This is a genomic window from Qipengyuania algicola, from assembly GCF_042492175.1.
Taxonomy (GTDB): domain Bacteria; phylum Pseudomonadota; class Alphaproteobacteria; order Sphingomonadales; family Sphingomonadaceae; genus CAJXSN01.
Genome location: NZ_CP170453.1, coordinates 935504 through 948695, shown reverse-complemented (window position 1 = coordinate 948695; position 13192 = coordinate 935504). Strand labels below are relative to the sequence as shown.

Here is a 13192-nt window from a genome sequence, read left to right as displayed (position 1 = left end):
GAATGCGCAGCCGGTGTGGCTTTCGCGATGTCGGGGGCGTCGGAGGGAAATAGGTGCTGAATTCGGGCATCAAAGGCACTCTGCAACAGCGCCGATGCTGTAGAACAACATTTTCGTGTAGGATTGGCCTATCACGCAAAAGCTCATGACCCCGGAAGAGGCTCGCACCTGCCTGATCGCGCGCCGCGATGCATTGTCGGAGGAAGGCGCGCTGGGCGAAGATGGCCGCGCACCCGTCACGCTGCAACAAGACAGCGTCGGGCGGTTATCCCGGATGGACGCGATGCAACAACAGGCCCGAAAAGTTTGGGGGCTCAGGCCCAAGAACGCCGCCGTGCCGCCGAACGCCAACGCATCGATGCTGCGCTCGCCCGGCTGGACGAAGACGAGTTGGGGTGGTGCGCAACCTGCGGCGAGGAAATCGCCCCCGCAAGGTTGGCGCATGACCCCAGCGCGGCGCAGTGTATTACTTGCGCGCGCGTTTCTGTCTGAACCTTTCCGGCAAGAACGTCGCTAGCAACACTACGCTCATCACCGCGTAGGCTGTAATCGCGCTGAGTGACAGCGACGGGACCCCGTAGAGCACGAGCACACCATTGCTGCCCGGAACCATCGCCGCGCCTGCACCCATGGCAATCCCGCCGATGCCGTGCCTCGTCAATTGCGACACGGATGCCCAGCGCGGCGAGAATCGGCCGGATCTGAAGGCGGCAAAAACCGCACCGGCGACAAGTGCGCCGCTGGCGGCCAATGGGCGTGCGCCAACGGTTTCGCCTGTCATGCCAAAAATGAACCTGCCCTCGCTGGAAAGCACGCTCAGATAGGTCCAGCTCTGCGCAAAAGCGAACAGTGTGCCGCCCAGACAGCCGATCACCAGCATCGCCCCCGTGGGCCGTAGCAGAGTGTCTTTTCGAACGACTGACGCAGCGACGTTTTTGAATGTTACCCGCTTCAAGGCAGGCCAGACCGCGAGCCCGCACAGACCAAACGCGGCGAGACCTGCCCAAGAATTCTGTTGAACATACATCCTGTCTGCCACCAGCGGCGGGGATTGGTTGATAAGCATCGCCCCGGCAATCGCACCAAGCACGGTGCCCAGATATCGAAGCTGTCCCCCGCTAAGACGCGAGAGCGTGCCAAATGCGCAACCGCCATTGAACCGCGCCCCGATTGCAAACAGCGCAGCGCCTCCGCACAATTTCAGAGTAATCGGGCCTTCCGGATAGAGCGCGACCAAGTTGGGGGCTGCCCATGCGGCAGGAATGATGATGACGCCCGCTGCACCCGCCGCGATGGCAAATGATCTCAGTTTGAGAGTCTTGCCCTTGACCACGGCGCGCTGGGAAGCGTCGACCAGGCATACGCTCCCACGGCGGATCGCAAATCCCATCGCGAACGCCATCACTGTGACAGCGATGATAGAAAAGAGGTTCTGAAACTGATCCAAATTAGGTGCACCCCGGTCACACCAGACTATGTCGATAGGCATGATGGACGCGGTTGACCCTCTTGGGAAGATGCTGCGAAAGACAGTTGACCTGATCTGGCCAAAGAGCGCTTGCGGCGGTTCTCCCTAAAACCGCGTTTGCAGCACAAATGTCCCGATCACGGCGTTCCCCCGCGCGGCGATGCTGGAGTTGACCCATTGCACATCGGCGGTGACGCGCAGCCAGTCGGTGACGCCGAGTGTGTAGAAGGCCTCGACCCCGTATTCGTCCTCGAACGCGATGAAGGGGGAAAGGTCGCTGACCAGTTCATTGCTCAAGGAATAATGGAAATATGTCAGGCCGGCCTTGTCCTGCGGGCGGCCCGGAATATCGCCCGACACGCCGATAAAGGCGCTCCAGTCCAGCGGGTTGGGATCGCCATCGGTCAGGAAAGCCTGCCCGAACAGGCCGATGCCTTTGCCGGGATTGTCGGCGGCGAGGGTCAGGAATTGCTGGAAAGAGAACGTGACGCTGCCGGTGCCCTTCTGCCGCCCCCATTGCCCGCCGGGGATGGGCTGGAGCACGGGGGGCAGGATTTCCGTTGGCGGGCCGGTGCGGGTGGTGCCGGTGAATTTCAGCGAATACATTCCCGGCTTGCCGCCGATTTTGGCCGGTACGCTGACCATGGCGAGCCCGCCGACGCCGGTGGCAAACGGGTCTTCCAGCCCGGTCCGCTGCGATTGCAGATAGGGATCGTAGACCCACAGGCGAAAGATCGCTTTGTCCGTCGGGATGGTCAGCAGTGCGCCGGTGAGATTGGCGGGGACAATCGCGCTGGGGGGCAGGGCGATGCCCAGATTGCGGAAGCCCTCCAGCCCGCCGCCGCCCTCGATTGGGATCTGCGCGACGTAATCCAGCGCATTCAGCTTGCCCACGGTGAGCGAAACGCCGGATTGCCAAGTCTTGGTGACATTGAGCGCGAGGTCCACCACTTCGCCATCATCGGCGGGATAGAACAGCGCTGTGTTGACGGGTAGCAGGCCGACCTCCGCATTGGGATCGCCGCCATAGCGAAATTCCGGATGGGCGCTGATCGAGATGCTGTCGTCCAGCCCGATGGCGCTGCCACCGATCTTGGCGAACAGGTCGATCTTGCCGCCATAGGTTTCGCCCGAAGTGCCGCCGCCTACATCGTAAGCGCTGGCGAATTGTGTCCACACCAAATCGAGGTCTATGGGCGATCGGACAGGCGCGGCCTCGGGTTCTTCTGTAGCCAGAGTTGCAGGTTGCGGGGTGCCTGACGCATCGTCTGCAGGCGAGGCGGAAAAGGGGCGCGCTTCATCCCCCATCTCATCCTGCGCCGCGACAGGCGCACACAGCAAAAGCGCACACGCCAACAGGCCGTACGGCAATACTTGCCTAACCAACAAATTAACCCCCATCCCGAATACCGGGTGCGATCAGGCCCGGGACGTACCAAGTAATTTCCCTTGGTCTAAGATGGTATTGTTAGCAAGTACTTACTGGCCGGCAGCTTAACGGCACACGCATCAGCGTGGCAGGTGGGATACACCCATCAATGCCCCGTCCACAGCGCGGGCGCATTGGCGGCCTTCGCGGATTGCCCAAACGACCAAGCTTTGCCCGCGACGCATGTCTCCGCATGCAAAAATGTCCGGCTCGCTGGTGACGTAGCTGTCGGTATCGGCGGCAACATTGCCGCGGCCGTCGAGATCGACGCCTGCCCGGTCGAGCAAGCCGCGTCGCTTGGGGCCGGTGAAGCCCATCGCCAGCAGGATCAGATCGGCGGGCAGGGTAAATTCGCTCCCTTCGATTTCCTCGATCTTGCCATCGCGCCATTCGATGCGCACGCATTCGAGGCCGGTCATGTTCTCGCCGTCGCCGATCACCCGCTTGGTCAGGATCGACCAGTCACGGTTCGCGCCTTCCTCGTGGCTGGAGGTGGTGCGCATCTTCACCGGCCAATCGGGCCACGTCATCGCCTTGTCCTCATGCTCGGGCGGCTGGGGCATAATCTCCAGCTGGGTGACGCTTTTTGCGCCCTGCCGGTTGGAGGTGCCGACACAATCGGAACCGGTGTCCCCGCCGCCGATCACGATTACGTCCTTGCCCGTGGCGGTCAGCGTGCCGCGCGGGGCGGCGCGAACCTCGTCGTCACCCGCATTGCGCTTGTTCTGCTGGGTCAGGAATTCCATCGCCAGCCGCACGCCGGGCATTTCAGCGCCTGGAATATCGAGCGCGCGGGCTTCCTCCGCGCCGCCCGCCATTACCACCGCATCGAAGTTTTCGCGCAATGCCTGCAAGCTGACTTCCACGCCGACTTCGGAGCTGGTTTTGAACACCACGCCCTCGGCTTCCATCTGCACCGCGCGGCGGTTGATCAGATGCTTCTCCATCTTGAAGTCGGGGATGCCGTAGCGCAGCAATCCGCCGATCCGGTCGTTCTTTTCGAACACGGTGACGGCATGGCCCGCGCGGGCGAGTTGCTGGGCGCAGGCAAGGCCTGCAGGACCGGAACCGATGACCGCAACGGAGCGCCCGGTCTGCTTTTCGGGCACTTGCGGTTTCACCCAGCCTTCTTCGAACCCGCGATCAATAATCGCGCACTCGATGCTTTTGATGGTCACCGGATTGTCGGTGATGTTGAGCGTGCACGCGGCCTCGCACGGGGCGGGGCAGATGCGGCCGGTGAATTCTGGGAAATTGTTGGTCGAATGAAGGACGGTGAGCGCGTTTTTCCAGTCATCTTCGTACACCAGATGGTTCCAGTCGGGGATGATGTTGTTCACCGGGCAGCCGTTGTGACAATACGGAATGCCGCAATTCATGCACCGCGCGGCCTGCTCGCGCAGCACCTTTTCCGGCGGCGAGACGGTAAATTCGCGGTAGTTTTGCACGCGCTCTTCTGGCGCGAGATAGTCCCGTTCGCGCCGTTCGATTTCCAGAAAGCCGGTTTCTTTGCCCATGCAATTTTAGTCCCAAAAAATGTTCGTCATCCCCGCGAAGGCGGGGGTTCACCAATTGTTATTCCGCCGCTTCCGATGCCGCTTCTTCACGCTCGTTTTCGAGGTTGGTGAGCGCGCGGCGATAGTCGGTCGGCATGACCTTGACGAATTTCGTGAGCGCCGTGTCCCAATCCTCCAGCAAAGCCGCCGCCTTCGCGCTGCCGGTGTGGAGCTTGTGCCGCTCGACCAGAATGCGCAGCCGCTCTGCATCGTGGCGCAGCATGTCGCCCATGCCGTAATCATGCACGCTTTGCGGGCGCTGGCGGGGCAGGCCTGTGCCTTCGTCGGGCGAAGGCTCGCCGCTGATCCGCTCCAGTTCGACCTGCGCCGGATTGACCAGATCGGCAAAGGTGCCGTCCTCGTCCAGCACATAGGCGATGCCGCCGCTCATCCCCGCAGCGAAATTGCGGCCCGTCTTGCCCAGCACGGCCACTACGCCGCCGGTCATATATTCGCAGGCGTGGTCGCCCGCACCCTCGACCACGGCGATCGCGCCCGAATTGCGGACGGCAAACCGCTCGCCTCCGACGCCTTCGAAATAGGCCTCGCCCGCAATCGCGCCATAGAGCACGGTGTTGCCGACAATGATGTTCTGGTCAGGCGAACGCGGTGCGCCATCGGGGGCACGCACGATGATTCGCCCGCCTGACAGGCCCTTGCCGACATAATCATTGGCATCGCCGACCAGATCGAGCGTGACGCCGTGCGCCAGCCACGCGCCGAAGCTTTGTCCCGCCACGCCGGTGAAGTTCACCTGCACGGTATCGGGAGCGAGCCCTGCATGGCCGTGCTTTTCGGCAATCCGGCCCGAAAGCATTGCGCCGACTGTGCGGTGCACGTTGCGAATCTCGCGGGTGATCTGCACCGGTTCGCCGGTGTCGATGGCGCCTTGTGCTGCGGCGATCAGATCGTTGTCCATCGCGGCTTCCAGCCCGTGTTCCTGCGTCTGCGTGTGATGCAGCTGGCGGCCTTCGGGCAAATCGACCTGATGGAGCAGGCGAGAGAGGTCCACGCCGTCCGCCTTCCAGTGCCGGTCCACCCGGCGGGTGTCGAGCAGGTCCACCCGGCCAACCATATCGTCCACGGTGCGGAAGCCCATGCGGGCCATGATCGCGCGCAGTTCTTCGGCCACATAGAAGAAGTAATTGATCACGTGCTCCGGTGTGCCGGTGAAGCGCGCGCGCAGTTCCGGATCCTGCGTTGCTACACCCACGGGGCAGGTGTTGAGATGGCATTTGCGCATCATGATGCAGCCCGCCGCAATCAGCGGTGCGGTGGAGAAGCCGAACTCGTCCGCCCCCAGCAATGCGCCCACTGCTACATCGCGGCCCGTCCGCAGGCCGCCATCGACCTGCACCGCAATGCGGCTGCGCAGATCGTTGAGCAGCAGCGTCTGCTGGGTTTCGGCAAGGCCTATTTCCCACGGGCTGCCGGCATGGGTCAGGCTGGTGAGCGGCGAAGCGCCGGTCCCGCCTTCATAACCCGAGATGGTGACGTGATCGGCGCGCGCTTTGGAGACACCCGCCGCCACGGTGCCCACGCCCACTTCCGATACCAGTTTCACGGAAATGCGCGAGCTGGGCTTCACGTTCTTCAGATCGTGGATCAGCTGGGCAAGGTCTTCGATCGAATAAATATCGTGATGCGGCGGGGGCGAGATCAGGCCCACACCCGGCGTCGAATGGCGCACGGCGCCAATCCGCTTGTCCACCTTGTGGCCGGGCAGCTGACCGCCTTCGCCGGGCTTCGCGCCCTGCGCCATCTTGATCTGGATATCGTCCGAATTGACCAGATATTCCGTGGTCACACCGAAGCGGCCACTGGCCACCTGCTTGATCCGGCTGCGCATCGAATCGCCGTTGTCCATCGGGGTGAAGCGGAACGGTTCCTCGCCCCCTTCACCGGTGTTGGAGCGGGCGCCCATGCGGTTCATAGCGATGGCCATGGTCGAGTGCGCTTCGTGGCTGATCGAGCCGAGACTCATCGCGCCGGTGCTGAAGCGTTTGACGATTTCGGAGGCCGGTTCAACCTCGTCGATATCGAGCGGGGTCTCCGCCTCCTGAAATTCCAGCAGGCCGCGAATGGTCAGCAGGCGCTCCGCCTGATTGTTCAGCGATTCCGCAAAGGCGTTGTAGTTCTCGTAGCCTTTCTCGTCCGGCCCGCCGCGCACGGCGTGCTGCAATTGTGCAACGTTGGTGGGGGTCCAAGCATGGTCCTCGCCGCGCAGACGGAACTGGTAGATGCCGCCGACATCCAGCATTTCGGTGTGGAGCGGATCATCGCCATAGGCGAGCGCGTGGCGGCGGATCGATTCCTCGGCCAGTTCGGCCAGCCCGATGCCTTCGATCGTGGTGGCGGTGCCGGTGAAATAGCTGTCGACCAGCGCGCTGGAGAGCCCGACCGCGTCGAAGATCTGCGCGCCGCAATAGGACTGGTAGGTCGAAATGCCCATCTTGGACATCACCTTGCGGATGCCCTTGCCCACGGCCTTGATGTAATTCGCCTCGACCTGCTCCGGCGTCAGATCGGGATGGCGTTTGACCCGCAGGCCTTCCAGTGTTTCGAACGCCAGATACGGGTTGATTGCTTCCGCGCCGTAGCCCGCGAGCACGCAGTAATGGTGCACTTCGCGCGCTTCGCCGGTTTCCACGACAAGGCCTGTCTGCATCCGCAAACCCTGGCGCACCAGATGGTGGTGCACGGCAGATGTGGCGAGTGCGGCAGGCAGGGGAATGCGGCTCTCGCTCATCGCGCGGTCGGACAGGATAAGGATATTGGCATCCTGCAGCACGGCCTCGGTCGCGGCCCAGCACATTTCCTTGATCGCCAGCTCCACGCCTTCCGCGCCGCTGTCCGCGTCCCACGTGGTGTCCACGGTGGCGGTACGGAATGCGCCATCCAATGCGGTTTCGACCGAACGGATTTTCGCCAGATCGGCATTGGTCAGGATTGGCTGGCTGACTTCCAAGCGCTTGTGCGTCCCGGCTTCTTTGCCCAGCAGATTGGGGCGCGGGCCGATCATGGACAGCAGGCTCATCACCAGTTCTTCGCGGATCGGGTCAATCGGCGGGTTGGTTACCTGCGCGAAGTTCTGTTTGAAATAATCATACAGCATTCGGCTCTTGTCGGAGAGCACGGCAATCGGCGTGTCGGTGCCCATAGAGCCGAGCGGATCGTCCGCGTTGAGCGCCATCGGCTCGAGGAAGCGCGTGATGTCTTCCTGCGTGTAACCAAAGGTCTGCTGGGCCTGTAGCAAGGTAGGCGTTTCGAGGTTTTCGTCCTGCCCCAGCATCGCGAATTCGGGATCGACGATCTCGAGGTCTTCCAGCTTGTACTGCGCTGTGTCGAGCCACTGGGCGTAGGGCTTGTCGGCGGCCAATTGTGCTTTCAACTCGCCGTCTTCGATGATCCGGCCCTCTTCCAGATCAATCAGCAGCATCTTGCCCGGCTGCAAGCGCCATTTGCGGGTGATGTCGGCATCGTCGAACGGCAGCACGCCGCTTTCGGAGGACAGGCAGATCAGATCATCCTTGGTCACGCAGAAGCGCGCCGGTCGCAGGCCGTTGCGGTCCAGCGTCGCACCGATCTGGCGGCCATCGGTAAATGCGACGGCGGCGGGGCCATCCCAAGGCTCCATCAGCGCGGCGTGATATTCGTAAAACGCGCGGCGGCCCGGCTCCATCTGGGTGTTCTTGGCCCAGGCCTCCGGCATCAGCATCATCATGGCGTGGGCCAGCGAATATCCACCCGCCAGCAGCAGCTCCAGCGCATTGTCGAGGCAAGCGGTGTCCGATTGGCCATACGGGATCAGGGGCCACATCTTGTCCAGATCGGGGCCGAGCAGTTCGCTCTCCATCGTCCGGCGGCGGGCATTCATCCAGTTCACATTGCCGCGAACCGTGTTGATCTCCCCGTTATGCGCCATGAAGCGGAACGGGTGGGCCAGTCGCCAGCTGGGGAAGGTGTTGGTGGAGAAGCGCTGGTGCACCAGACCGAGCGCGGAAACGCAGTCAGGATCGCGCAGATCATCAAAGAAAGTGCCAACCTGGTTCGCGAGGAGTAGGCCTTTATACACAATGGTTCGCGCGCTGAAGCTGGGAATGTAGCTCTGCGTCAGGCCGGGCAAGTCATGCTTCTCCGACAGTTTCGCAAGCGGATTAAGAGTTTGCTTGCGGATCACGACCAGCTTGCGTTCGAACGCAGCTTCGTCTGCGCAATTTGGCCCGCGCGCGATCACGCATTGGCGGATCACCGGCATGGATGCGACAACTGCCTTGCCCAGACCGTCGAGCGTCACCGGCACATCGCGCCAGCCGACCACGCGCTGGCCTTCCTTCTCGGTGAAGCGCTCCAGCCGCTCGATCACGAAATCGCGGCTCGCCTCGTCCTGCGGCAGGAAACACATGGCCACCGCATATTCGCCGCGCTGGGGCAGATCGTGGCCGTTCGTTTCCGCCCATTTGCGAATCAGCGGATCGGGGATCTGAAGCAGAATGCCGGCACCGTCGCCCAGCAGTGGATCGGCCCCGACAGCGCCGCGGTGATCGAGATTGGAAAGGATCTCCAGTCCCTGTTTGACAATATCGTGGCTCCGCTCGCCTTTAATATGCGCGACAAAGCCGACGCCGCAGGCATCGTGTTCATTACGCGGATCGTAGAGGCCCTGCGAAGCGGGGTGCACCATAAATTGCCATTCCTGTCAGGTGCCGTGCAGCACACCCTCAGGGCAGCGCGCGGCAATTAAGCACGCGTTTCGTCGGCAAAGCCTTGTACGAAACTGTCGCGAGCCATCCTTTTGGCGACAGGATATGTTTTTTGCAAGTGCGAAGGGGCGAACGAAATCTTGGCCACGGCAAAGTGCCGCGCCGATCCGGTAAGCCGGATTATGTTCGCTTAAGCGGCACAGGCCGCGCCGCCTATCGCCCGATCAGGCGGCGCCGCTCATGCGCTGCAGCTTCTCGAGCGCTTCGCGCAGAGCCCGTTCGGTTTCGGTCGGGTCGGAAGGGGCGCTGGGAGGCGTGGTCGGCTGCGGCACGGGGTTTCCGCCTTGAGCCGCTTCTGCCGGAGCATCGAACATGCGGGCCGGAGTCTGTGCTTCCTGTGAAAATGGGCGGCTCTCGCCCTGGCGGTTTTCGTTCTGGCCGGGGAATACGACGACCGGTTCCGGCAAGGAATCTGCTGCGTCATCCTCGTCGTCGACCCGCACGAATTCCTGTCCCGACAGCTTGCTCTTCATCGACAGAAGCGAGCTGTAGGCGTCTTCGCTGCCCTCTTCTTCGGCACCTTCGGCTTCAGGCTCGGAAGCGGCAAAGAGATTGGACGGTACAGGCCCGGCCAGCGGATCGCGCGGACTTGCATCCGGCGAGTTGGTTTCCGGTGATGCCGGTGCCTTCGCAACCGGGTCGGCAAAGGGACGCTGGGCTGCGAAGTCGATCGAAAGCGGCGCATGGGCCGTATCGTCGTCCTCGTCATCTTCGTCTTGCAGGTCGAGGGGCTGCAGCGCTGACGGAATGCCGCGTTCCTGCGCGAAGGAGGGCGCAGCCTCTGCCTGCGCGGGCGCTGCGGGGTCTTCCGATGCTCCCGAGCGGCGGAATACCATCGGCGCAGCCGGTGCATCGTCGACCGGTGCCTCTTCGGCTGTAGGCGCCTGAGCAGGTTCCGCAGCCGGTGTCGATTCCGCCGCAACAGGCTCGGGATCGTGCGCCGAGAGAGGCGACGTGAACGGCAGGGGCGAGGCCATCGAAGGCGCTGCGCCGCGCTGACCGAGGTCGGCCTCGGCTGCGCGATCGGCAAAGGGGTTGGCCCCATCGAATGCATGCGACGGGGCGCCTACTTCTACAGATGCTTCCGGAGCGCTTTCGTCACGCTCTGCCTTGGCCTGCATGGCGGTGGCAAAACGCTCCACCAGCTCGGCCATCCCGAGATCGGACAGCGCAGCTGAGGCCGGGGAAGCCGGCGACTGGGCCGGCGTAGCGGCAGGCGCCGCGCTTGGGGCCGCGAAATTGTCCGGAGTGGGCTCTGTCATCGGTTGTTCCTGCACTGGTGCTTGGGAAGGTGCCTGCACGGGGGATGCCTGCATTGGGGAGGTTGAAAATTCGTTTGTCTGTTCGGGGTGAGCGTCAACAGAACCGGCCGACTGGGCCGCTTCTGCTTGCGCAAACACGGCAGCGGGATCGCCCGCAACTGCCGGTTCCTCCTCTGCATGATCGACCGCTTCATCGCCCCCTTCGTCGGGCGCTGTCAGGTCGGCCAACGGATCAATGATACCCGACTCGCTGTGCGAAGAGCGCGGCTGCGGCGCGGGTGCCGGAACAAACGCGTCGTTGCGCAAGGACGCGAATTCCTGATTGAATTCTTCAACTGCCGTTTCGTCCTCGGCAGCCATGTCCTCGATCTCTTCTTCCTCGAGGATATCGAGCTCGAGAGGATCATCGTAGCTTTCGCCGGGAAGCGGGACCTTCTGAAGGTAGTCGCTGGGGCCGGAATCGTCGGTTACCGAAAGCGCGCGGCGGCGACCGGGCAAGGCACCTGGCACGGGCTTGCGAGCCGCTTCTGCGTGATCTTCACCGGCATCTTCACCGGCATCCTCACCGTCATAGGACGCGTCGTCATCATATTCATCGTAGTCGTAACCGTCGTCGTCCTCGTACTCATCGTCATCATCCGAAGCCCATTCGTCTTCGAATTTCCACGGGTCCTCCATTGGGCCAAGACCTTCGCTGCCGAGTTCGGCGCGGGCCGAGATCGGGCGTTTGGCGGGGGCGTCGGGGTGACGGTCGGCTTCTTTCAATTGCAAGTCGCGACTGCGCTCCTTGGGCGCTGCCTGGGACTGCGCCACCTTGCGGGCCAGAAACAGGCCAGCCACCAGTCCGAGACCAGCGACCACAAGGGCAATCATCGCGCGCGCTGTAAAGCCGAGCGGCGGAGCGGCGGCGGGAAGAATTTTGTGCAAGCCGATTGTGGCGATGGCGTTTTCGACCAGGGCGTCGGGCAAGACCATGCTGCCAATGCCGAATAGTGCCGCAAACCACAGGGCAACTATCGCGGGAAAGGCCGGGTGAGTGCTGATCGGCGCTCCACCCTTTGCAGCTTTCTGCTTTTTACGTGCCATGCCCAAACTACTTTCCTGTTGCCGCCCGTGTGCCGGTGCTGCGGTTCAGGCAGCGGCCGGAACGGGCCTAATCTTCAGGTTTGCTAGCAAATGATGGTAAACGCTTTGATAACGATGGATGCCCGCATCCCAGTCGTGACGGGCTGCGACATGCTCGTAAGCGCGCTCACGGATCTCATCCCAGTCACTGCGCCGGGCCGACAGGCTGGCCAGCGCCTGCGCAATCCCCTCCGGATCGTCCGCCGGGAACAGCGTGCCGGTGACACCGTCTTCCATCAATTCGCGGTGTCCGCCTACATCGGATGCTGCGACCAGCCGCCGCTGGGCCATGGCTTCGAGAGGCTTTAGCGGGGTGACCAGATCGGTCAGACGGCTACGTTTTCGCGGATAAGCGAGGATATCGGTCAGCGCGTAATATTTCTCCACCTCCTCATGCGGCACGCGGCCGGTGAAATGGATCGCATCGGCGCACGGGGATGCTGCCGCCTGCGCTTGCAACGCCTGATTCATCGGCCCGCCGCCGACCATCAGCAGATGCGCCCCGGGCTGGCGCTCGCGGAGCATCGGCATGGCGGCGATCAGATCGTCCAGCCCCTCATAATCGTAGAAACTGCCGATAAAGCCGATCACCGGACCACCATCGATGCCCAAAGAAGCCGCCAGCGCATCATCGCGCTGCGCCGGTTCGCCGAACAATGACAAATCGACCCCGTTGGGCGAAATCCCGATCCGTCCGCCGTCAAAGCCGCGCTCGATCAAATCGTCCCGCAAGCCTGAGCAGATGGTGAAGACCGCATCGGCGCGGGCCACCACCCGGTTTTCCAGCGCGCGGGTCATGCGGTATTTCAGCGAACCCTCGCGTCCCTGACCATTGCCGACCGCAGCATCTTCCCAGAAGGCGCGGATTTCATAAACGACCGGAATGCCCAGCCGTGCGCCCGCCCGCACAGCCGCCATCCCGCACAATGCAGGAGAATGGGCGTGCAGCACATCGGGACGCCATTCCTTCGCCAGTTCCTCAATGGCTTTGGCGAGACGGTTGATCTCGCGAATCTCGCTGATTGCCGGAAGCGAGCCGGTATCGCCATCATCGGGCGTACGGTGGAAAATCAGCCCTTCGGCCTCTTCCTGCATCGGACCTTTCGCGCTGTGCCGCAGGCTGGTGATGCCGCGCACTTCCATTCCGGCGCGTTCCTGCGCCTTTAAAATGGCGCGCGTGCGAAAGGTGTAGCCGCTGTGCAGGGGCAGCGAATGGTCGAGAACATGCAAGATGCGTGGCTGTGTCGTCATGGGGAGCGCTTCTGCCATGGTTTGCTTAACGGCCCGTCAACCCGTCAGTGGTAGCGAACCGGTAACCAAAGGCAGGCCATACCGGCCCGCACTGGTCCGCCGCCGGAGCACCACGCGCGCCATGATCGACTATTTCGCCCTCGCCTTGACCCATGGGCTGCTGCTCATCGGGCTGCTGCGCGTGCTGACCGATGACAAGCTCGACCACGAGGATGTAGCGACTTTGGCCGAGACCGATGCTGCGGATGCGGCGCGGGGCGAGGGGGCAGAGGAAGGCCCCAAAAAGCACAGGCCCGCTCACCGCAACCACAAGACACAGCAGACGGCCCGCTGACCGG

Annotated in this window: 8 protein-coding genes; 2 read left to right on the top strand and 6 right to left on the bottom strand. The window is 62.8% G+C overall.

Features of this window, described 5'->3' with window-relative positions:
• Positions 1 to 123 precede the first annotated feature (123 nt).
• Positions 124 to 492 carry a TraR/DksA family transcriptional regulator gene (locus tag ACFCW2_RS04515; RefSeq protein ID WP_379548436.1) on the top strand — a complete coding sequence of 123 codons (369 nt, stop codon included), beginning with the start codon at positions 124 to 126 and terminating at the stop codon, positions 490 to 492.
• Here ACFCW2_RS04515 and ACFCW2_RS04510 read toward each other — a convergent pair.
• The 6 genes from ACFCW2_RS04510 to ACFCW2_RS04485 form a co-directional block, all read right to left on the bottom strand.
• The gene (locus tag ACFCW2_RS04510; protein WP_379548435.1) at positions 467 to 1489 is read right to left on the bottom strand and encodes a YeeE/YedE thiosulfate transporter family protein; all 1023 of its coding nucleotides are present in this window, start codon (positions 1487 to 1489) and stop codon (positions 467 to 469) included. The genes ACFCW2_RS04515 and ACFCW2_RS04510 overlap by 26 nt on opposite strands.
• Before the next feature lie 84 nt (positions 1490 to 1573).
• Positions 1574 to 2647, bottom strand: coding sequence for a carbohydrate porin (locus ACFCW2_RS04505; protein WP_379548923.1), 1074 nt, complete (start codon positions 2645 to 2647; stop codon positions 1574 to 1576).
• Between the two features lie 330 nt (positions 2648 to 2977).
• Entirely contained in the window at positions 2978 to 4414 is a 1437-nt protein-coding gene (locus ACFCW2_RS04500) for a glutamate synthase subunit beta (protein WP_379548434.1), read from the bottom strand.
• 58 nt (positions 4415 to 4472) lie between these two features.
• On the bottom strand, positions 4473 to 9137 hold the full coding sequence (gene gltB / locus ACFCW2_RS04495; RefSeq protein ID WP_379548433.1) for a glutamate synthase large subunit: 4665 nt from the start codon (positions 9135 to 9137) through the stop codon (positions 4473 to 4475).
• A 243-nt stretch (positions 9138 to 9380) separates the two neighbouring features.
• Positions 9381 to 11564 carry a hypothetical protein gene (locus ACFCW2_RS04490; RefSeq protein WP_379548432.1) on the bottom strand — a complete coding sequence of 728 codons (2184 nt, stop codon included), beginning with the start codon at positions 11562 to 11564 and terminating at the stop codon, positions 9381 to 9383.
• A 45-nt stretch (positions 11565 to 11609) separates the two neighbouring features.
• On the bottom strand, positions 11610 to 12854 hold the full coding sequence (locus ACFCW2_RS04485) for a TIGR04063 family PEP-CTERM/XrtA system glycosyltransferase (protein ID WP_379548431.1): 1245 nt from the start codon (positions 12852 to 12854) through the stop codon (positions 11610 to 11612).
• Between the two features lie 121 nt (positions 12855 to 12975).
• On the opposite strand from ACFCW2_RS04485, the gene ACFCW2_RS04480 reads away from it, so the two are divergent.
• Positions 12976 to 13188, top strand: a complete 213-nt coding sequence (locus ACFCW2_RS04480) for a hypothetical protein (RefSeq protein WP_379548430.1) — start codon at positions 12976 to 12978, stop codon at positions 13186 to 13188.
• Positions 13189 to 13192: the final 4 nt, after the last annotated feature.